Below are 21,908 nucleotides of genomic sequence, written 5' to 3' on the forward strand. Positions count from 1 at the left end.
CTAAACCTCTCTTTCCCATATTCCTGACCCCCGCAAAAGTAATCGGAGTTCGCTCCGAAGATAGTTGTCACTTTTATGGGAAATTTTAATACTTCCAAACTGCCCCTGTATTTGCTGATGTGACGTATTGTGCGTAGCGTTTTAAATATCCTTTTAAGTCCTTCTTGACATATGGGTTTTCTTTTAAACGATTCAATCGACTTTCCATTTCTTCTTCACTTAATTCAACTTCAATTTTTCGGGCTGGAATGTCGACGGAAATGATGTCACCTTCTTCAACTGCTGCAATTGGACCAAAGGCAGCTGCTTCCGGTGAAACATGGCCAATCGATGCACCGCGTGTTGCTCCTGAAAACCGTCCATCCGTAATCAAGGCGACACTTGAATCTAATCCCATACCTGCCAAGGCAGAAGTAGGAGTTAACATTTCTCTCATGCCTGGACCCCCTTTTGGGCCTTCGTAACGGATGACAACGACATCCCCTGAATGGATTTTTCCACCCATAATTGCTTCTACTGCTTCTTCTTCCCCGTTAAATACTCTTGCTGGACCTTGATGAACTAACATTTCTGGTGCAACAGCTCCTTGTTTTACAACTGCCCCATTTGGAGCTAGATTACCAAAAAGAAGGGCCAATCCTCCTGTTTGTGAATAAGGATCTTCTACAGATCGGATGACATCTTTATTTTTTACCTCCATCTTCGAAATCGTTTCTTCTAAGGTTTTTCCTGATACAGTAAGCACTTCTTTATTTAAATACCCATGATCCATCAATTCTTTCATCACTGCAGATACCCCACCAGCCCGGTCTAAGACTTCCACATGATTAGAACCAGCAGGACTTAATTTGCAAAGTTGCGGGGTTTCAGCAGAAATTTGGTTAATTTCTTCTAGGGTGAGCTTTACTCCCATTTCATGGGCAATCGCTAACACATGAAGAACTGTATTGGATGACCCTCCCAAAGCCATATCTACTTTTAATGCATTTTCAAATGCTGCTTTGGTCATTATCTGACTTGGACGAATGTCTTTTTCTACTAATTCCATGATTTTCATCCCAGCGTATTTGGCTAACCGATCTCTTGCTGCCATCACAGCTGGAATCGTTCCATTTCCAGGTAACGCCATTCCAAGGGCTTCTGTTAAACAATTCATTGAATTTGCTGTAAACATTCCTGAACAGCTACCACCACCTGGGCATGCACTTTCTTCTAAAATCTGTAATTCTTCTTCTGACATTTTACCTGCTTTTACTGCGCCAACCGCTTCAAAAACAGTAGATAAGTCTACATATTGTTCTCCAACTTGGCCAGCTAACATCGCGCCACCGCTTAAAATGATGGAAGGAAGGTTTAATCTTGCTGCAGCCATTAACATACCTGGAACCACTTTATCACAGTTTGGCATTAAAACTAGACCATCGAATTGATGCGCAGACACTACTGTTTCAACACTATCTGTAATCAATTCACGACTGGCTAAAGAATACTGCATTCCCGTATGGTTCATCGCAATCCCATCACATACGGCAATCGTATTCACTTCAAATGGAGTACCGCCCGCCATTCTAATTCCTGCTTTCACTTCTTCAGCTAACCGACGTAAATGTTTGTGACCGGGCACGATCTCACTAAAGGAATTCACTACACCAATCAGTGGTTGTTGTAGCTCTTCATCGGTAATCCCCATTGCTTTAAACAAAGCTCTGTGTGGTGCTCTTTCAATTCCTTTTGTTACTTTATGTGAATTCATCTGTTTTCTTCCTCCCTCGCTTTAGTTTGTTTAGCTTGTATATTCCATCATTGCTTTTGGAATATACAAAAAAGACTCCATTCCAAATGACATGAATTTTCACATCATTTGGGACGAAGTCTTCGTGGTACCACCCATCTTCGCTTTCCTTTTCACAAAGGAAAACCTCGATACGTGCAGTAAAAGATTGCACGTCATGGCGTAACGGCCAAGGCCGAACTTTATTACTGTGATCTATATCGATCAGTTCACAAAGTTGATTCAAAGGTGAGTTCGCAAAGGGGTTACGGCTAAGATCTCAGCTTTCCTTAGCTCTCTGAACATAACGGTTTCCTTTGTTACTTGTCCTTATCATCATCTTTTTACGTATTGCTTAACAACTGCTTTAATTTTTTAAAGTGTTATTGGAATTATAATGCCGTAAAATTTACATGTCAATTGCTTTTTTTCTGAATTTTCGTTCTTGTAAATTTTTGAAAACGCTTAACCAATTGCCATTATTGGACTTTTTGGTTTAAAATTTTTTTTTAAAATTTATTTTTGATTTAGGTAAAAAAACTTTGAAAACGCTTTATTTTAGCCTGTTTTACGTTATGCCAAATCAAAATGCTCCTACCTAGGTAGAAGCATTTTTTCCCTTTTTATTTATTTTTTTTAATCTTATCTAATTTTCATTTTTAAGTTCTCGAATCAGATTTTTTATATCTTCAGGTATAGGGGCTTCAATCTCAATTTTTTCGTGAAGAAATGGATGATTAAAGCTTAACTTTACTCCATGTAAAGCTTGGCGATTGATTCCCTTTTTCAACCCCCCATAAAGAGTATCCCCAAACAATGGGTGGCCAATATACTCAAGATGAACACGAATTTGATGAGTTCTTCCTGTATCTAGTTGAAGTTTAACCATTGATGCATGTTCAAAGGTTTCGATCACCTGGTAATGAGTGATTGCAGTGTCACCACCCGTTGATACTCTGCGACGTGTAGGATGATGACGATCTCTCCCTATAGGCAGATCAATGGTTCCTTTAGGAGGATTAGGAATTCCTGAGATAATGGCTAAGTACTCCCTCTTAATTTTCCGTTCCCTTAAGTCTTCATCTAAAATCGCTTGAGCTAAAGCATGCTTCGCCACTAAGATTGCTCCTGTCGTATCCTTGTCCAAACGATGAATATGCCTTACTTTGGTTTGCAAACCTTGCGTTTGGTAATAAAAAGCAATTGCATGAGCCAATGTTCCTTTTTGGCTTGGATCTGTTGGATGAACAGAAATTCCACTTTGTTTGTTCACAACTAAAACATGATCGTCTTCGTAGAGAATGTCGATTGGAATTGGCTCTGGTTCTAGCCCGTAATTCTCTCGTTCAAAAACTTTTATCTGAAGCCGATCCCCTGGTTTTAGTCTGTAAGCTAGAAAGCTCTTTTTTCCGTTCACCTGAATACCATTTCGATGTGTTAATTTTTGAACCATTCTTCCAGAGATTTGTAAGTTGGTTTTACACACTTCTTCGATCGTTTTCCCATGCTCTTGATTAGAAACGCGAAATTCCAACCATTCGCCTTTTCGTTGAATTGCCGACATTCTATAACAACATCCTCATCTATTTTTCTAACCATTCTGTATGGAAGGTACCCTCTTTATCGATTCGTTGATAGGTATGAGCTCCAAAATAATCCCTTTGGGCTTGAATTAAATTAGCTGGTAGTCTCTCAGTTCTGTAGCTGTCATAATAAGCGATTGCGCTCGCAAAACCTGGTGCGGGAATTCCATTTAATACAGCAATCGATACCACTTTTCTTAAAGAATCTTGATAACTCTCAAGGATCTTTTGAAAATAAGGAGCCAATAATAAATTTTCTAATTGTGGATTCTGATCAAATGCATCTTTTATATTCTGTAAGAATTTCGCCCGAATAATGCAACCACCGCGCCAGCCCATAGCGATTTCTCCAAATTTTAAATTCCAATCATATTCTTTAGACGCGGCTTTTAATTGGGCAAAACCTTGTGCGTAAGAAATAATTTTGCTTGCATATAAAGCTCTTCTAATGTCTTCAATCCATTGCGTTTTATCTTCTGATAACGGTTCTCTCTTTGGACCATTTAAAATTTTACTAGCCTTGATACGTTCATCTTTAAGTGCTGAAATAAAACGAGCAAATACAGACTCTGTAATGACTGGAAGGGGAACTCCTAAATCAAGAGCACCTTGACTTGTCCATTTCCCTGTTCCTTTTTGTCCTGCTGCATCCATAATCACATCTACTAGGGGTTTACCTGTTTCTTCGTCGATTTTGGTGAAAATATCTGCTGTGATTTCAATCAGATAACTATCTAACTCTCCTTGCTTCCACTCAGAAAATACTTGATGCAGTTCGTTTGCATCTAATTGTAAAAGTTCTTTTAATAAATGATAAGATTCACTAATCAGTTGCATATCACCATATTCAATTCCATTATGCACCATTTTTACATAATGACCTGCACCGTTAGGGCCAATATAAGAACAACAAGGTTGGCCATCCACTTCTGCAGCGATGCTAGTTAACATAGTCTCTACTAATTTATAGGCATCTTCTTGCCCCCCTGGCATAATTGCAGGGCCTTTTAATGCCCCTTCTTCTCCACCGGAAATACCTGCGCCAATAAAGCGTATTCCTGCTGCTTCTAACTCTTTATTTCGTCTAATGGTATCCATAAAATAGGCATTTCCACCGTCAATCAGAATGTCCCCTTTTTCTAGATGGGGCTTTAGTTGATTGATCGTTGCATCAGTTGGTTCTCCTGCCTTGACCATAATGATGATTTTTCTTGGTTTTTCTAAGGATTCAATAAATTCTTCAATACTATATGTACCAATAAGGTTCTTTCCTTTTGCCTCTTTGACTAATTCATCTGTTTTTTCACGAGAACGATTATATACAGATACGGAAAATCCTTTGCTCTCAATATTTAAGGCTAGATTCTTGCCCATAACGGCAAGACCTACCACACCAATTTGCTGTTTTGCCATTTGCTTGCTCACCTTTCTTTATCAACTTTTTCCTATTTTGTAGGCTACCCTTCAACATGAAATGTATTCCATTTTTATAAACCCTATTTTATACTATCTCTTTTCATCCTTGGTTTCAATTGGGCAAGTATTTAATCTAACCAAAAAAAAAGGATGGCCCCAATCAGCTAAAGTAGGTAGCACATCCTTCCGGGAGGGGCAACCTGTCCTTGTCCCTTCCCTTCTCTATTCTTATTATACAATATTAAAATTATGCATAAAAGTTTTTGAAGAAAAGATTTCAAAAACGGCTCAACACAAAAAAAAGAAACCCTCTTTATGAATAGAACGGATAAAGCAGCATGCTGATAAGCGTGCCACTTTATATGACGAAAATTAAATCCAACTAGTTTGTCTTAAATTTATATTTTGTAACAGATCGATATATTTCATCTTTCTCAACTATTGTTGATGGAAAATTGGGATGATGAATAGCATCTGGTAGACCTTGTGTTTCAAGACATAAACCAAGATAACGTTGCGCTTTTACACCTCGTATTGTAAAATCTTCAGATAATTGATTACCAGTATAAAGGACAACCCCCGGTTGATCTGTTTCAATGATTAAAGCCCTACCACTTTCAGTATCCTGTAAATATATTTCATCATTATTATTTTCTGATAATAGGAATGGATGGTCATAACCATTTCCGGCTAATACATTTTGCTGATCTTTTGATACAACTCCATCCCGTATTTTTCGTCCTGTTCTAAAATCAAAAACTGTATTTTCTACAGAGAGTATCTGTCCAGTAGGTAGCAACTGTTCATCCAATTCAAGAAACCGATCACTTTTCAATGTTAATACATGATTAAGAATGTTTCTTTTTAGATTCCCGCTTAAATTAAAGTAAGAGTGATTGGTAACATTGATTACCGTTCTTTGATCACTTATCCCTTCATATTCAATGATTAACTCATTACTATTATTTAGTGTATATATCACTTTCATCTGCAAGTTCCCTGGATAGCCTTCTTCTCCGTCCTTGCTAATATATTGAAATACTAGACTGACATCATCTTTATTTTCTTTTACCTCTACATGCCATATTACTTTGTCAAATCCTTGTAATCCACCATGAAGATGGTTACCATTATCGTTCTTTGCTAAATGATAGATCCTACCATCTAATTCAAATTCCGCATTTTTAATTCTACCAGCATGTCTACCCACGATTGCACCAAAATAAGGGGAATGCTGTACGTATTCGTCAAGTGTATCAAAACCTAAAACAACATTTTCAATTGTACCAAAGCGGTCAGGTACCATAATACGAGTAATAATACATCCATAATCAATACTGGTTACTTCCATACCATGATCATTGATTAGTGTAAAAGACCTAACGATCTGCCCGTCCAACTCTGCAAATTTTTCCTTTACCACTTTCATGTTCAATACTCCAATCAATTATAATTGTTCAATAAATCGTTTAAAAGCTTTTTGCCCAACCTCATCTCGCTTAAATACCCCTGCATCTTCCAGACACTTTAGAAACTTAAATCCAACCTCTTTTTTCAATATATCCTTTACTGTGTCACTAGTAATTGATGCACCATATTGTTCTTTAATCTCCTTAGCCCATTGCATATGATAGTCTTTCACCTGATGTGGCATTCCCAATAAGAACTTTTCTATTTCAACTAACTCTGTTGCTAAACGTGCAGGTAAAACAGCTAAGCCCATGACCTCAATCAAACCGATATTTTCTTTTTTAATATGGTGTACATCTTGGTGTGGGTGAAATATACCAAGCGGATATTCCTCACTCGTACGATTATTTCGTAAAACAAGATCAACCTCGTATTGACCATTACGTTTGCGGGCAATCGGTGTAATGGTATTGTGCCTTGTTTCGTTTGTATAAGCGATGATGTTTACTTCTGGATCATTATAATTTATCCATTTTTCCAAAATCACGTTGGAGGCATCAACAAGCTCTTCCTTATCTTTTCCCCTTAAACGAATTACTGACATTGGCCATTTAATGACAGAAGCTTGAATAGATGGATAATTACTTAACGAAAATGTATAATCATCAACCGCCTTTGCCATTGCAAATTCATAATTTCCAGCTTGATAGTGGTCGTGAGATAAGATTGAACCACCCACAATCGGTAAATCTGCATTTGAACCAATAAAATAATGAGGAAATTTTTCGACAAACTCCAATAGTCTTTGAAATGTCCCTCTATCTATCTTCATATCCCTATGTTCACCAGATAGAATAATACTATGTTCATTGTAATAAACATATGGAGAATACTGGAAGAACCAAGGTTCCTCTGATAATTCAATTGGTATGATTCTGTGATTTGAACGAGCAGGATGGTTAATCCTCCCTGCGTAGCCTTCATTTTCAATACAAAGCAAACATTTCGGATATTTAGTAGAAGGGATTTTCAGTTCCCGTTCTCGTGCGATCTGTCTTGGGTCTTTCTCTGGCTTAGATAAATTAATCGTAATATCTAGTTCTCCAAAGGGTGTTTCTGTAACATAATTTATATTTTTTGCTATACTCTTTGTTTGAATATAGTTGCTATTTCTGCTTAACTTGTAAAAATAATTTGTTGCTTCAGCAGGATCTTTACTGTATTTTTCGTAAAATTCCTTATTTACGTCTGAAGGTCTTGGCAAAAATACATTCATGATCTTCGCAGACAAGATTTCTTTTTCTGCTTGCAAATCATCAACTATACCTTTCTTTACTGCAAAATTAACGATCACATCCAATAAACCAGGGATATCTAGATCAATATCCAGTTTTACTTCCTCTGGAAAGTCATTCAATGCTAGTAAAGATAAAATTTGGTTTCGTGTATAGATTTCATCTTCTATATTTATTAATTGAACAGAGAGAGCCTGTGTGACAAGTGCCTGTATAGCTGAATATATTTCCATATAACATCCCCTCCTAATCATTAAAACCGTTAGGATGTGATTGATGCCAATTCCATGCGTCTTCAATGATTTGATGAATCGATGTTCTTTGGGGATTCCAACCAAGAATTTTTTTAACCTTGTCAGACGAAGCAATAAGTCTGCTAGGATCGCCAGCCCTTCTTGGTGCAACTTTTGCTGGAATTGGATGTTGAGTTACGGTACGAACAGCTTCAATGATCTCTTTTACTGAAAACCCTTTACTACTTCCAAGATTGAAAATATCGCTTTTCCCTCCATTTTGTAGGTAATGAAGAGCAAGGATATGTGCATCGATTAAATCCTCAACATGAATATAATCACGGATTCCTGTTCCATCCTCTGTATCATAATCATCACCAAAAATAGAGATATATTCACGTTTGCCTAAAGCAACTTGTAGAATCACTGGAATAAGATGTGTTTCCGGATGATGGTCTTCGCCAATCTCACCTGTTGGTCTAGCGCCTGCTACGTTAAAATAACGTAAGGATACATATTTTACTCCATGTGCAGCATCACACCATTTGAACATTTTCTCCATCGTTAATTTCGTTTCCCCATAGGCATTTGTGGGAACGGCTAGAGCATCTTCTGTAATAGGCATCACCTCTTGTTCCCCATAGGTAGCAGCACTCGATGAAAAGACAATATTCTTGACACCATATTCAACCATTACTTCTAATAATACTTGTGTGCCATATACATTATTGTCAAAATACTTCAATGGTTTTTCCATTGATTCTCCAACGAGTGAATTTGCAGCAAAATGGATAACACCATCGATCTTTTCATTTTCAAATACATGGCGTAAAAATTCTTTGTCGCGAATATCTCCTTGATAAAATTTAGCTTTTGGATGAATCGCTTGTCGATGTCCTGTTTGTAAATTATCTACAACCACAACTTCAACATTTTGGTCAATTAACTTATAAACGGCATGGGAACCGATATATCCAGCACCACCAAGTACTAAAATACTCATAGTCCAACCTCCATGGTAATTTCTTTTGTACCATCGCCAATACTTGCTACATAAAATGTGGCCTCATAACCAATTTTTTCTTTATATTTTTTTCCTACTTCTTGAATAAATGTTTCGATTTCATCATTTTCAACAATCGCAATTGCACAACCTCCAAATCCTGCGCCTGTCATCCTTGCCCCTAATACTCCTTTTTGTTGCCATGCCGCTTCTACTAATGTATCCAGTTCAACCCCCGTTACTTCATAATTTTCTTTTAATGATTGATGAGAGGCATTCATTAATTGGCCAAAGCTCTCAATATTTCTATTTTTCAATTCATGAAGGGCCTTTATCGTTCGTTGATTTTCATAAACTGGGTGCTTAGCTCTTCGTCTTAGAACGTCATCTTCAATTAACTCTTTGTGTTGCTCAAATTCCTCTTCTGATAAATCACCTAATGTTTGTATCGAAAGTTCTTTTTGAAGCTGAGAAAGTGCTAGTTCACATTCACTGCGACGATCATTGTATTTCGAATCCGATAATTCTCTTCTTTTATTTGTGTTCATGATGATAATTTGATAATTTGTCAGATTTATTGGTGCGTATTCAAAGTGTAGGGTATTCGTATCTAGGAAGATCCCATTGTTCTTTTTACCCATTCCAATTGCAAACTGATCCATAATACCACTATTTACACCAATAAATTCGTTTTCTACCTTTTTGCCAAGTTTAACAAGTTCTAAACGATCAATGTCTAGTGTAAAAATCTCATTGATCATCACCCCGATTAACATTTCTAGTGATGCAGAGGAGGAAAGGCCTGCTCCATTTGGAATATTACCATATACTAGCACTTCAAATCCTGATTCAACCTTCCAACCAGCTTCCAGTATATAACGAATCATCCCTTTTGGGTAATTGGCCCAACCATGATCTTTTTTATAATCTAAATCATCCAGATTAAATTTAATAATTCCTGCTTCTGAAAAATTCATTGAATATAAGTAGACCGATCGATCATCACGTTTTCTTACAAGTCCATATGTGCCATAAGTAATCGCACAGGGAAATACATGACCGCCATTGTAATCGGTATGCTCACCAATTAAATTAATTCGGCCTGGTGAGAAGAAAGCGCGGATTTCCTCGCTTTCTCCTTTTAGAAATATTTCATAAAATTTATTAACTAGTAATTGAATATCCATAAAAACAACTTCCCCTCAATTATCTTGATGGTATCTTAAAAACTACTATTTCGTTTAATTAGTTCGGTTGCAATGAAAACCTTTTTTGCTATCTTTCGTCCTGATATTCTTTCCATCAATAAATCAACTGCTGTTTCTCCCATGATCTCCGTATAAACTTTTAATGTTGTTAATGAGGGATAAATATATTTAGATACACTAATATCATTAATTCCAATAATGTTTACTCGTTCAGGAACAGAAATATTCTCCTCAAGCAGAGCTCGTAATGCGCCAATAGCGATTAAATCATTTCCTGCAAAAAAGGCTGTTGGCAGGTTTTCTCCATGATCGTGAATTGCCTGCTTCATCATTTTATACCCATCATTCACTGTAAAGGTTTTTATATACATGTAATTTTCATCAAAAAGGTTAAGCTCTTGCATGTATGAACGAAACGTCTTATCTCGAAGATCTTCAATTTCTGCTGACCCATCTTTGAATGTTTCTCGGCCACCAATATAGCCAATCTTCTGATGCCCCTTTTCAATTAAATAATTGATTATTTTTTTGGTTGCAACTTCAAAGTCAACAACAACCGAATCATAGGCATCCTCGTCAGGGCTATAATCAACAAATACAATATGATCTGTAATTTCAGCCAGTGTCGCCACTTGATTTTCACTGAATTTACCTACTGCAATCATTCCTTGTATCTCTTCTTGTTTTATCTCCTCTAAATTGTTATAAAAATATTTAACAACTTGGATGTCTAATTGTTGACAACGTTGTTCAATTCCAAAGCGGATAGACATATAATATAAATCTTCTAATTCTTCCTTTTCGGTATACCAATGAATCATTGCAATTTTTGCTGTTGAAGTTCTAACTGATCTTTTTTTATAGGATAGCTCTTCAGCCACTTCAAAGATTTTCTTCCTTGTTTCATCAGTTACCGATAACGTTGCGTCGTAATTTAACACTCTAGAAACAGTTGCAATGGAAACTCCTGCTTTTTCTGCAATATCCTTAATTGTAGCCATCTAAGCTACTCCTTTCTTCTTATTAATCTGAATTCTTTTATTCAAAACTACTATAACATAAGTTAATAAAAAATTTTAGTAAAAATATAGTAAGATTTTTATTATAATAATATTTTTAGTTAATTTTGTCTTTTATAATTTCATTATGCCAAGTTTCATTTATTTCTTTAATTTTTTTCAAATCACATTTTGGTTTTCGAGAATACGTGAGTAAGCCATTAATTTCTTGTTCAACATCTGTTAATTGTGTATAGCAGAATCCATGTAAAATTTTTGAAGCATAGACTGCTTCAAGAACTCTGCGATAATCCGCAACGAACTCTTGCTCATTTTTAACAGATGTATAACCCCATCCAGCATCCTCACCAACTTTAAAACCAATACCCCCAAACTCTGTTAGAAGAATAGGTTCCCCTTGGTGTTCAAAACCATTGGCATAAATCCGACGACGTGCAGGTTGTGAGTGAAGAATAGCATCTTTGGTGGATAAAGACTCTTTAAATGCTTCGTATTTTTCTTTTTCATCTTCACTTCCATGGTTATAATTATGAACCGCACAAATATCTGTTTTCGTTAACTCCCAACCATCATTTGAAATGACTAAACGAGTTGGATCATACGAATGAATCAGATGATACATCGCTAATGAATGATGTTGTTGTTGGTGATTTGCCCGAATCATTGGAACTCCCCAACTTTCGTTTATCGGAACCCAAGCCACAATAGAGGGATGATTATAATCCCGTTCAATAATTTCAATCCATTCCTTTGTTAGCCTAGCTACAGCATCTTGACTATAATAAGGCGATGACGCACACTCACCCCAGACCAAGTATCCCAATTGATCAGCCCAGTATAGGAAACGAGGATCTTCTACTTTTTGATGTTTTCTGCAGCCATTAAAACCCATTTCTTTAGCTAAAACAATATCTTTCTTTAAGTCTTCATCTGTTGGGGCAGTTATTAAACCATCTTCCCAGTATCCTTGATCGAGAACGAGTTTTTGGTAATAAGGTTTATTGTTTAGATAAACCATACCATTTTCTGTGTGAATTTTCCTAAGACCAAAGTAAGATTCTATTTCATCCAAAACATTTTGGTTATCTTCATCTTTTAAAGTAATCTTTATATCAAATAAATTTGGAGTTTCTGGTGTCCAATTCCAACCATTATGATGGAACCCTGTTCTAAAAATATGTTGATTATATAGATTGATTGAACGCTTATTGTACGACTCGTAGATTTCAATTGTATCTCGAGCAACGAAATCATTCTTAATTTGAATTTCAATTTCTGCTTTCTTGTTCGCAAATTCTCCTATTACGTCAAACTCTACGTCAATCGAACCACGATCGATATCTGGAGTCAATCTTAACTTCGAAATTCTAGTCGAGTTCACAGGTTCTACCCAAACCGTTTGCCAAATACCTGTTGTACGTGTGTACCAAATGGAATCCGATTTCTCAATCCAGAATTGTTTTCCTCTTGGAATGGTCTCATCAGTCGATGGGTCTTCAACTCTTACAACGATCGATTCTTTCTCCCATGTTAGATGTTCAGTAATGTCAAAGGAAAAAGGTGTATGTCCACCCTCATGATATCCAGCAAATTGTCCATTAACATAGATCCATGCACGATAATCTACGGCACCAAAATGAATAAGAATTTTTTTGTCATTCCATTCGTTTGGAATCGTAAATTCTCTTTTATACCAAACCCAGTCATGGAACGAAGGATCATGAATTCCACTTAATCTCGTTTGATATGCGAATGGAACATTAATTTTTCGATCAAATGGTTCATCCTTTTGAAACCATTTTTCCTTTAAGCCAACATTATTATCATCAAAGGCAAAACACCATTCGCCATTTAAATTGAACCAATCCTTCCGTACTAGTTGTGGTCTGGGGTATTCTGATCGAGGGATTTTTTTCATTAACATTCATCTCCATTTATATTCTAGTCAATTATTCGTATCATGTAATAATCACTTTAAAAGTCAATACTATTCTTTTCCTCCACTAAATGTAATTCCTTGAACAAAGTATTTTTGTGCAAAAATAAAGACTATTAACATTGGAATCGTAGCAATTGTTGTTAATGCCATTAATTTACTTGGCGAGCTTACAAAACTTCCTAATTGCATAATGGCAATTCCAACGGAAACAGTTCTCATTTCCGGCGAGGAAGTGACGACTAATGGCCATAAAAAGTCATTATAAATAGATATAAAAGTAAATATGCCGAGTGTTAATAATGCAGGGTGGACTAGTGGAAGCATAATCGTCAAAAAAATTTTAAATTTATTTGCTCCATCAATCATTGCTGCTTCTTCAATATCCTTTGGTATGGTTAAAAAGAATTGTCTTAATAAAAAAACACCAAAAGCATTCGAGGTATACGGCAAGATTAAAGCCCAATACGTATCTAATAAGTTAAAATTGTTAAATTCCAAATAAAGCGGCAAGAAAATAACAATAAATGGAATCATCATCGTTGCAAGGAACATCCCAAAAATTATTTTACGAAATGGAAATTCTAATCTTGCCAACGCATAGGCTGCTAGAGCATCTATAATTACTACTAATAAAGAACCAGATACCCCAACAAAAATTGAATTCGCTAACCAACCTAAAACTGGGGTCTCATTCGTATTTTCAAACAAAGTATAAATGTAATTCGCTAGTGTTGGTCTTTCAGGAAACCAGTGAATTATAGAGGAATAAGCCTCTGCATCAGTCTTTAGAGATGTTGAAACCATCCATAAAATAGGAATAATAAAAAATAGACTGACTAAGATCGCAAGTAGTACAAGTAATATTTTATTTATTTTTTTATTCATTTATTTAACCTCCTCTATTTTCCTTCTTTGCCCATCAAGCGGAACTGAAGTAAGGAGACCAACATAATAATTAAAGATAAACTTACAGCCATAGAAGTTGCTGTACCTAAAGATAAATTTGAAAAAGCTTCTTCATATATACTCATTAGCAGTACTTTTGTATCTGTTCCGGGACCACCACGAGTCATTAAAAATGGCTGCCCAAAAATATTAAATGAAGCAATTGTAGAGGTAACAAAGATAAACAATGTCACATTTTTAATAGACGGTAAGGTAATATTTATGAATTTTTGCCATGACCCAGCTCCGTCAATTTCTGCTGCTTCATATAAGGACTGTGGCACCTCATCTAAGGCATTTTGAAAGATAATCATGTTAAACCCTACTGTCCACCAAATGGTTGCAACTACAATTGATACCCATGCCCAAGAAGTAGTCGTTAACCATGCTATTTTAGGTATTCCTAAATCGGATAGATAAGCATTAATTAAACCACTATTTGTATCTAAGATCCATAGCCATAAAACTGAAATCACCGTTACAGATATGGCTGTTGGCAAGAAATAGATCGAACGGAAGAATCCTTTGAATTTACTTGGCAAATTCTTAATTATCAATGCTAATACCAGACCAACAACAACTAAAAATGGCACACTAAATATAACAAATTTAATGGTTTTCCAAAGCCCATCCCAAAATATTGTATGAATTCGTTTATCTGGATTAAACAAGTCTATATAATTCTCAAATCCTATAAAAGGGTGAGCATTTCCTATTAATTCCCAATCATGCAAACTAATATAAATTCCATAAATCAGTGGAACAACCATAAAAAATAAAAACGCCAACGTATAAGGTAATAAAAACAAATAAGATGTTAGATAGTTTTTTCGCTTCATATTGTCCTCCTTATAGAAATGGGGGAGAAATTCTCCCCCATTAAAGGTTCACATCTTAAAGGCTATTTTTGTTCATCAATGATTTGTTGTGCCTTTTTAGCTGCTTCATCAAGCGCTTGTTTTACGGGTAATTTATTCAATAATGCCAAATTAACATTTTCCCATAATGGGTTAGAAATTTGTCCCCATTTTTCAATTTGCGGACTGAATTTTGCATATTCAAACTCTTCGGCTACTTTTGGTTGTTGGTACATATCTTTAAATTCTTGAGATTCTCTAACCTTCACCGATGCAGGTGCTTGACCAGATTTCGCCCAATCAATTGCATTTTCAGAAATCCATTTCATAAAGGTTTGTGCGGCTTCATTTATTTTTTCATCATTTACACTAGCTGGGATTACAAAGTTATGTCCATTTGCATACACGGATTGTTCTTTTGTCCCTAACATTGGAACAGGTGCAACTCCATAATTAATTTTTGCCTCTTCCCATGCGGCCATCATCCAAGGCCCATTTAAATGCATTGCATTTTTACCTTGTTTAAATAAAGTTACCTCTCCATCTTGCTGTACATTTGCTGGCGAAACTTTATATTCGAAAATTAAATCTTTTAAGAATTGTAAAGCTTCAACACCTTCTTGACTATTAAAAGTAACCTTCTTCGTTGAAGCATCAGCTAATTGACCACCATTTTGATATAAAACTGTTGGGAAAATAAATTGTTGTGGCCATAAAGTTGGAACGACAAAACCATATTGTTCTTTACTTACATCAGTTAATTTTTGAGCATATTGCAAGAATTCTTCACGAGTTTTTGGTGGTTTTTCTGGATCTAAGTTCGCAGCTTTAAATAAATCTTTGTTCCAATATAATACCAATGGATGAATATCTAGTGGAATACCATAACGCTTTCCGTTAATAAGCGATGCATTCCAAGCCGTAATAGCGAAATCGCTTTCTTTTAATCCAGCTTTTTGAACAAAAGTCCCTAAATCTTCTAATAAACCTTTACTTGCATATGTTGGAATTTGGTCAGTATGCATAATCATTAAATTTGGTAACGTTTGTTTTCCAGAAAAAGCTAAATCAATCATATTATAGTATTGATTTTGTGGAACGATATTTAAATCTACATTGATTTTTCCTTGATTCTCTTCATTAAATTTTTTAACCATATCTTTCATATATTGGCCATCCGGGCCTGAAAACGGCGCCCAAAAGACAACTTTTGTTGCACCACTTGCTCCTGAGTTATCCGCATTATCATTTGAATTACTGCCTGAACAAGCAGATAATGTAAACACCAATACGACTACCAGCATTAAGCTAACCCATTTTGAAACTTTAATCATCTTACTCTTTCCTCCTTTAATTCTTCATTGTCTATTGTTAGCATTTGCATTAAAAGATGTGAATTTTAATAATGTTTTTTTAATCTATTCTTATTTCCTGTTCCAAATAAGTAGGTCCTTCAATTTTTATTCTTCCATCTTCAAAAAAAAGCCTATCAATATACATTTGTCTTAATCCGCTAGGTGCATTAGGATAAGTATGAGTATGATAAATAATGTAAAGATTTTCACCATCTGGTCCAAGAGTTACACTATTATGACCTGGGCCGGATATTCCATGTTCGAGATCTTTTGATAGGATTGGATTTTCTTTAGCTTTTTTAAACGGACCCATTGGATGATCAGAAACAGCGTATCCGATAGCATAATCTGCACTTGCATAAAAATTGGCTGAGTACATAAGATAATATCTTTTATCATGTTTTAGAACAAATGGACCCTCATTCCATTGAAAGTCTCTGTCAAGACCTTCCCATTGTTGATCTGGGGTAATTAGCAATTGAGGTTGACCGATTAATTGAGTTAGACTCTGATCCATTTTTTGAACATATATTTGACTGACGTGTTTTCCATTGATGATATTTTCAGAGTTATCCTTAACATAATATAGATAGGGTGTCCCATCATTATCAATAAAGACATGCCCATCAATATAGGAACCTTCTTTTTTAATAATATCAACGCTAGTATCTTTAAATGGTCCTAATGGATCTTTACTTGTTGCAATTGAAATCCGTAAGTATCCATCATTATTCCGAGCGCTGTAAACCATATAAAACATACCATCGTGTTTAATCACTTCTGGAGCCCAGAAATCACCAGTTGCCCATCTGTTTGCCTGCTCATAATGATCATATGCCAACCCTTTATATTCCCAACTTACTAAGTTATTAGATTTCCATACTTTAAATCCCCTTGTAGCTTCAGAAGTTGCATACATATAATAGGAGTTCCCTGTTCTCAATACAAACGGATCACCAATGTCAGTCATATCTCCAACAGGATTTTTATAAGTAATCGTTTTTTGCGCCAACAATGAATAGAACACCCCAATTCCTGCAATAACCGCAACAGACAACAAAATACTAGAGATTAAGAACACTTTTCGGTATTTCTCCTTCAATCTCCCCCCTCCTTTTTTAGTAGAATTAAGCGTATCCCTTTTCAGAAAACCCTTACTTGTTTACGCTTACATTATCGTTTAAAAAACAAAAAAATTCAAGTAAAAATTTTAGGAAATTTTTTACCTTGATTTGAATATAACCCTGTTTAAACAACTTGTCAATAACTTTACTCTTTAATATTTCTACCAGAAAACGATAACATTAGCTAATTTAGGTTATGTCATTTTAAGAATAAATGTAGAAATTTCATAACCTGAATCAATATTTTTAGTAAAAAAAGAGAACTGCTTCGCTCTCAATTCAAAAAAATTAGCTCTATTCTATGTTAAAAGCATTTCTATAGAAAATCCCATATTAACGAACGATGATAAACACAAGCCACATAAGTCCAAAGCTAATGATATTGCTTAAATTCAATTGGAATATTTTACAATGATTAGGTCTGCTATATTCTTGATCTGATTTTTTGCAAACGAAAAATCTAGATATATTCTAAGAACTAATAAAACGAACACACAACTCCTTTTATAAAATGTTGTATGAAAACCTTCAGCATTTATTATACATTTGTTTGTAAAATGTGGGTATTAAAAAAGCAGCATTCCATTAGGCGTGCCGCTTTTTTGTATTGTTTGCATTATTATAAGATTCAGATAGAATTTGCATCGGATGTAATACTTTTTTATCTGTAAGCTGATCTAGTTGATTTTTGCACATGCCGCATTCTGTTACTGTATAATCTGCATTTAATTCTTCCACTGCTTCCTTCATCTGAATTCCTATTTTTAGCGATAGGTCAAATTTCTCTTCTTTAAATCCAAAAGTTCCACATTGGCCACAACAACCAGCAGCTAAATCCTGAATTTGATAATTAGGGATCAGTTCAAGAACATCCATGGCTGGGTTGCCAATTCCTTGGGATTTCATGTGACAAGGAGCATAGTATCCTGCTTTTACATTCATTGGAGCCAAATTCGTATTCATTTCCTCTTGCTCATGCAACATTCTTAAGTATTCATCAGCATCATATACATGTTCTGCTAATTCCTCGGCTCCAGGTATATTTAAAATAGAAACATACTCTTTTTTCAAAGCTAAAGTACAACTAGTACAAGTGAGTACCACATCGTATCCTTGACGTGTATATTCAAGCAGGCTATTCACATTAAATGTTGCATTTTTCATCACTTGATCCATTTGGCCGTTTGCTAACATAGGAATGCCACAACAATGTTGTTCAGGATATGCTACTTCAATTCCGTTGTAAGCCATGACTTCCACAAAAGCCTCAGCTACTTCAGGGGCATTATATGTAGCATAGCAACCGACAAAATAGGCCACTTTTCGTTTCGTTTTTGCCGTTTTCTTTTTATAACGACGGTTGAAATTATTGAAGGTGTACTTAGGAAATTTTCGTTCAGCATGAATTCCCATTATCCTTTGCATTATTTTACGCACGGGTTTGATCTCCATCACTGTATTTGTGATTGGTGCAAAAGTTGAAGCCACTTTTCCTACAAGTTCTGCTCGACTTAAGATTTTATCGCGAAACTTAGTACCTAACATCTCCGCATGAATAGCTTTGACTTGTGCTGTTAACGTAGTGACATGCACATTTTCTGGGCAAGAGATATCACAGTTTCCACATAGCGTACATAGCTCAATACGTGGATCATCAATGAGTTCTTGATTCTCCATCAATCGTTTCAGCTCAGGTCCTAGATGTTTTGGTCCACCAAAATCTAGTGTTGCATTGGAGACAGGACAACTGACTACACAAGCATTACATTTGAGACATTGATCATAACTGGTTTCGAGTAAGTTTATCATGTTGTTCTCCTCCTACTTGTAAACGATAGCTATTCTTGATCACCGACTCATAACTGGATAGAATCGAAAAAATTCCACCTGTAATGCCGTATTTTGTGACACCTATACCTTGTGCAGCTCCTACGAGAAAAAGATTCTCGCATGGATTCACAAGATTGCCTTGCTCATCCACTTCTAATCCTAGAGCTGTTTCTGTCACACCATTCACCAATTGCTCTAGTCCTCCACCCAGGATTCCACCTGTGGCTAAAACAAATGATTTGCCCTTTACTTCGATCGTGTTATGGGTATTCCGTGCCATCACGGATTCAATCCATTGATTCACTCGATGACTACCCACTACCTTGGAATTGGCATACTGCCGTACACCCAAACGAATCATTTCTTTTTGCAATTGTTCTTGCAAACGAATGGCTGTTGCATTCGGTGGCATACCCACCGCTTCAGTAATGATTGTGTCCAATTCTGTCTTAAAATCATTCCAAACAGTTTTCCAATTCATCACGCCTAATACAGAAGGCAGAATAATCAAATCTGGCTTACGAATCAATAACTCTTTCATCTTCGCTTTTATTTTGGAAATGACTTGTTTTCGAACTACCTCTTGTTCCAATAATCTAGCGGCATCAAGCTGTGTCATGGTTCGAAGCGAACGCTGACCTAATGAAATCGAGAAATGGTCAATGGTCAATTCAGAACGTTCACTTGCTAAATTTTCTGCAACATATGTGGGTTGAAAATCCGTAATTTCTTGGAATCCAACCACAACCACATGACCTCTATGAGGAATGGGAGCAACTGTTATCGGGTATAAGGCGGTTGATTTTAGAAAACCTGAACCCGTTACGATCTCTACGGGTTGCTCAATCTTGCCTTGATAGGGATTTCCTAATCGAATCATTAACTCCTTAAAACGGTCGATTCCACTCTCAACAAGTAATGGATTCCAGTCTTTGATCTGGTATTCTCGAATCAGCTCGCTCATTCCAGCATCTGATCCCGGAAAAATATCCATCACCCCTGTTGATTGAATGATCTTTCCTGTTCCTTGGCTCACAAGTGCAACTGAAGCTCCTTCTTCCTTAGCCCAGATTGCTGACAACATTCCAGTTAAGCCTTGACCGATTACAACCACATTATACATGAGCTTTCTCCCCCTTTTTACCCATTCCCAAAGAAACATGATAAATGGTGTTCATCAAATCTAACTGCTTGGCTGTTTCACCTGTCGCTACGACTTTCATCCCTTTTTGTCTCTCTGCTACCGCATCAAGTAGTGCTTTATTTGCTTCTTCTGATGTTGTGATACTTCTTTCCACAGCTATTGCTGCTGTACGGAAATTACAGAATGTCCCCTGACATGTTCCCATCCCTAAACGTGTTCTCCTACGAATATCTCCTAAATGAAACTTGCCATCCGGTAAAACAGACTCAATTTCCCCTAAAGTGACCTGTTCACATTCACAGACAACGATATTTAATAAATCATGTTCTTGTAAGTTTTTCTTGATTTTTTCAGCTCGATTTCCTGCCCAATGAGAAAGCTTTTGTTTTGCGGCTGGTGCCATATTCACTTCTTTAAAAAATTCCTTTGCTTCACGGTGTGGAACAATCTCTTCCGCCGTAGTACATTTAGTGGAAACACCTAACTTTTGACAAACTAAATCGACTGTTTTTTCTGCCATGTAACGGAAAGTAGTGAATTTACCGCCAGTAATGGTAATAATCCCCTCTATACCATCACGAGTTTTATGATCAAGTAGTGCCATTCCTCGACTCACATTCCGCCCACTGTCTCCGATAGCACCTTTTTCTTGGTAAAGGGGTCTTATCCCCGCAAACGCGCGAATAATTCGCATCTGCTCAACATCAGAGATCATTGCCTTACCATCTCGAAGCATCTTGTCTACTTCTTCTCGGAATAACGAAAAATCGTCAGGTTCAGGGACATTTACTCCAGTCGTTCCAAAGATCGTAACGTTATGTGCAGGCACAAATATATCAGCATCTCCTGGCTTACGTAAACGATTAATCACTTTTTTATTAAAACGGTGATGAAACACCACTAACATTCCACGATTATTGATCATATGAACTTCGCTACCAGCCAAAGCAGCAATTCTAGCAGCCCAAGGCCCTGTCGCATTGACGACTATGTTTGCATGAATCTCAATTTGTTCACCCGTATTGACGTTACGAACAATGACTCCAACCACACGGTTTTCTCGCATGATCATCTGTTCTACCTGATGATAGGTCAATACTTTACTTCCTCTACGTACTGCATCTGCTGTCACATCAACAACTAATGTAAAACCATCTACTGCACCATCTGGTACATGATAAGCGGCTTGGATATTCTTCGATAAAGAAGGTTCTTCTAAAAAGGCTTGCTCTAGCGGAACCTCTTGTATCGGAATCCCCGCTTTCTTACATCCTTCAAGCCATTTTTTAACAAAAGCATCGTCATCTTGAGGAACCTTTACAAAAAAACCCCCTGTATCTTCGACCGAACCCGGAACAGTCCGTTTCACAATTAAATTTTCTTCATAGCTTTCACGCGCGGTCTCTGCATCCCCAACCGCATATCTCGCACCTGAATGGAGTAGTCCATGATAGCGAGAGGAAGTACCATGAACTAAATCCTGTTGTTCAACAAGAATCGCCTTGATGCCACGAAGTGCCAAGTCTCTCAATACGCCAGCACCAGTCGCCCCTCCACCAATCACTACAACTTCAGTTTCCAGTTTTCTCATCGCCATTTCCCCCAAAAGATCTTATATATACAGAAAGAGACCAGCACAAATCATCCTTTGCACTAGTTTGTCAAAGGCTTGATTTGTTTGGTCTCTCCGAATCTCCAACCAAAATAACCGATAAAATTGTCTATATAAATTATAACACGCTTTCATTCAGGGTTAAAGTAGTAATCTAAAAAACA

General features: G+C 36.4%; 16 protein-coding genes and 1 other annotated feature. All 16 genes read right to left on the reverse strand.

Annotation, left to right across the window (positions count from 1 at the left end; genetic code table 11):
* Positions 1 to 85: 85 nt before the first annotated feature.
* Positions 86 to 1,753, reverse strand: a complete 1,668-nt coding sequence (gene ilvD / locus BEN26_RS02230) for a dihydroxy-acid dehydratase (protein ID WP_069799298.1) — start codon at positions 1,751 to 1,753, stop codon at positions 86 to 88.
* A 106-nt stretch (positions 1,754 to 1,859) separates the two neighbouring features.
* Positions 1,860 to 2,117, reverse strand: a binding site (T-box leader).
* Between the two features lie 300 nt (positions 2,118 to 2,417).
* A complete protein-coding gene (locus BEN26_RS02235; RefSeq protein ID WP_069799299.1) occupies positions 2,418 to 3,335 on the reverse strand; it encodes an RluA family pseudouridine synthase in 918 nt (305 codons plus the stop codon).
* Between the two features lie 19 nt (positions 3,336 to 3,354).
* Positions 3,355 to 4,767, reverse strand: a complete 1,413-nt coding sequence (gene gndA / locus BEN26_RS02240) for an NADP-dependent phosphogluconate dehydrogenase (RefSeq protein WP_069799301.1) — start codon at positions 4,765 to 4,767, stop codon at positions 3,355 to 3,357.
* Between the two features lie 385 nt (positions 4,768 to 5,152).
* The gene (locus BEN26_RS02245) at positions 5,153 to 6,199 is read right to left on the reverse strand and encodes an aldose epimerase family protein (RefSeq protein ID WP_069799302.1); all 1,047 of its coding nucleotides are present in this window, start codon (positions 6,197 to 6,199) and stop codon (positions 5,153 to 5,155) included.
* Between the two features lie 18 nt (positions 6,200 to 6,217).
* The gene (gene galT / locus BEN26_RS02250) at positions 6,218 to 7,708 is read right to left on the reverse strand and encodes a UDP-glucose--hexose-1-phosphate uridylyltransferase (protein ID WP_069799304.1); all 1,491 of its coding nucleotides are present in this window, start codon (positions 7,706 to 7,708) and stop codon (positions 6,218 to 6,220) included.
* A 13-nt stretch (positions 7,709 to 7,721) separates the two neighbouring features.
* Positions 7,722 to 8,711, reverse strand: a complete 990-nt coding sequence (gene galE / locus BEN26_RS02255; RefSeq protein ID WP_069799306.1) for a UDP-glucose 4-epimerase GalE — start codon at positions 8,709 to 8,711, stop codon at positions 7,722 to 7,724.
* Complete coding sequence (locus BEN26_RS02260) at positions 8,708 to 9,898, reverse strand: galactokinase (RefSeq protein WP_069799308.1); 1,191 nt, start codon at positions 9,896 to 9,898, stop codon at positions 8,708 to 8,710. Before BEN26_RS02260 ends, galE begins: the two co-directional genes overlap by 4 nt.
* A 35-nt stretch (positions 9,899 to 9,933) precedes the next feature.
* Complete coding sequence (locus BEN26_RS02265; protein ID WP_069799310.1) at positions 9,934 to 10,920, reverse strand: LacI family DNA-binding transcriptional regulator; 987 nt, start codon at positions 10,918 to 10,920, stop codon at positions 9,934 to 9,936.
* A gap of 115 nt (positions 10,921 to 11,035) precedes the next feature.
* Positions 11,036 to 12,856 carry a glycoside hydrolase family 2 protein gene (locus tag BEN26_RS02270; RefSeq protein ID WP_220126395.1) on the reverse strand — a complete coding sequence of 607 codons (1,821 nt, stop codon included), beginning with the start codon at positions 12,854 to 12,856 and terminating at the stop codon, positions 11,036 to 11,038.
* Positions 12,857 to 12,925: 69 nt separating this feature from the next.
* Positions 12,926 to 13,762 (reverse strand): carbohydrate ABC transporter permease, encoded by an 837-nt coding sequence (locus tag BEN26_RS02275; protein ID WP_069799313.1) that lies wholly within the window; start codon positions 13,760 to 13,762, stop codon positions 12,926 to 12,928.
* A 14-nt stretch (positions 13,763 to 13,776) separates the two neighbouring features.
* Entirely contained in the window at positions 13,777 to 14,661 is an 885-nt protein-coding gene (locus BEN26_RS02280; RefSeq protein ID WP_069799315.1) for a carbohydrate ABC transporter permease, read from the reverse strand.
* A gap of 62 nt (positions 14,662 to 14,723) precedes the next feature.
* Complete coding sequence (locus BEN26_RS02285; RefSeq protein WP_069799316.1) at positions 14,724 to 16,013, reverse strand: ABC transporter substrate-binding protein; 1,290 nt, start codon at positions 16,011 to 16,013, stop codon at positions 14,724 to 14,726.
* Positions 16,014 to 16,092: 79 nt separating this feature from the next.
* The gene (locus BEN26_RS02290; protein WP_220126396.1) at positions 16,093 to 17,136 is read right to left on the reverse strand and encodes a glycoside hydrolase family 43 protein; all 1,044 of its coding nucleotides are present in this window, start codon (positions 17,134 to 17,136) and stop codon (positions 16,093 to 16,095) included.
* A gap of 607 nt (positions 17,137 to 17,743) precedes the next feature.
* Entirely contained in the window at positions 17,744 to 18,967 is a 1,224-nt protein-coding gene (locus tag BEN26_RS02295; RefSeq protein ID WP_069799318.1) for an anaerobic glycerol-3-phosphate dehydrogenase subunit C, read from the reverse strand.
* Positions 18,939 to 20,111 (reverse strand): FAD-binding protein, encoded by a 1,173-nt coding sequence (locus BEN26_RS02300; protein WP_069799319.1) that lies wholly within the window; start codon positions 20,109 to 20,111, stop codon positions 18,939 to 18,941. The genes BEN26_RS02295 and BEN26_RS02300 overlap by 29 nt, the downstream gene beginning before the upstream one ends.
* On the reverse strand, positions 20,104 to 21,723 hold the full coding sequence (gene glpA, locus BEN26_RS02305; protein WP_069799321.1) for an anaerobic glycerol-3-phosphate dehydrogenase subunit GlpA: 1,620 nt from the start codon (positions 21,721 to 21,723) through the stop codon (positions 20,104 to 20,106). The genes BEN26_RS02300 and glpA overlap by 8 nt, the downstream gene beginning before the upstream one ends.
* Positions 21,724 to 21,908: the final 185 nt, after the last annotated feature.

It is taken from the genome of Tepidibacillus sp. HK-1, from assembly GCF_001748485.2.
In the GTDB taxonomy this organism is placed as follows: domain Bacteria; phylum Bacillota; class Bacilli; order Tepidibacillales; family Tepidibacillaceae; genus Tepidibacillus_B; species Tepidibacillus_B infernus.

What these genes read in the sequence shown, in the direction of transcription:
- ilvD (WP_069799298.1), bottom strand. Translation starts at nt 1,753, where the DNA reads ATGAATTCACATAAAGTAACAAAAGGAATTGAAAGAGCACCACACAGA.
- BEN26_RS02235 (WP_069799299.1), bottom strand. Translation starts at nt 3,335, where the DNA reads ATGTCGGCAATTCAACGAAAAGGCGAATGGTTGGAATTTCGCGTTTCT.
- gndA (WP_069799301.1), bottom strand. Translation starts at nt 4,767, where the DNA reads ATGGCAAAACAGCAAATTGGTGTGGTAGGTCTTGCCGTTATGGGCAAG.
- BEN26_RS02245 (WP_069799302.1), bottom strand. Translation starts at nt 6,199, where the DNA reads ATGAAAGTGGTAAAGGAAAAATTTGCAGAGTTGGACGGGCAGATCGTT.
- galT (WP_069799304.1), bottom strand. Translation starts at nt 7,708, where the DNA reads ATGGAAATATATTCAGCTATACAGGCACTTGTCACACAGGCTCTCTCT.
- galE (WP_069799306.1), bottom strand. Translation starts at nt 8,711, where the DNA reads ATGAGTATTTTAGTACTTGGTGGTGCTGGATATATCGGTTCCCATGCC.
- BEN26_RS02260 (WP_069799308.1), bottom strand. Translation starts at nt 9,898, where the DNA reads ATGGATATTCAATTACTAGTTAATAAATTTTATGAAATATTTCTAAAA.
- BEN26_RS02265 (WP_069799310.1), bottom strand. Translation starts at nt 10,920, where the DNA reads ATGGCTACAATTAAGGATATTGCAGAAAAAGCAGGAGTTTCCATTGCA.
- BEN26_RS02270 (WP_220126395.1), bottom strand. Translation starts at nt 12,856, where the DNA reads ATGAAAAAAATCCCTCGATCAGAATACCCCAGACCACAACTAGTACGG.
- BEN26_RS02275 (WP_069799313.1), bottom strand. Translation starts at nt 13,762, where the DNA reads ATGAATAAAAAAATAAATAAAATATTACTTGTACTACTTGCGATCTTA.
- BEN26_RS02280 (WP_069799315.1), bottom strand. Translation starts at nt 14,661, where the DNA reads ATGAAGCGAAAAAACTATCTAACATCTTATTTGTTTTTATTACCTTAT.
- BEN26_RS02285 (WP_069799316.1), bottom strand. Translation starts at nt 16,013, where the DNA reads ATGATTAAAGTTTCAAAATGGGTTAGCTTAATGCTGGTAGTCGTATTG.
- BEN26_RS02295 (WP_069799318.1), bottom strand. Translation starts at nt 18,967, where the DNA reads ATGATAAACTTACTCGAAACCAGTTATGATCAATGTCTCAAATGTAAT.
- BEN26_RS02300 (WP_069799319.1), bottom strand. Translation starts at nt 20,111, where the DNA reads ATGTATAATGTGGTTGTAATCGGTCAAGGCTTAACTGGAATGTTGTCA.
- glpA (WP_069799321.1), bottom strand. Translation starts at nt 21,723, where the DNA reads ATGAGAAAACTGGAAACTGAAGTTGTAGTGATTGGTGGAGGGGCGACT.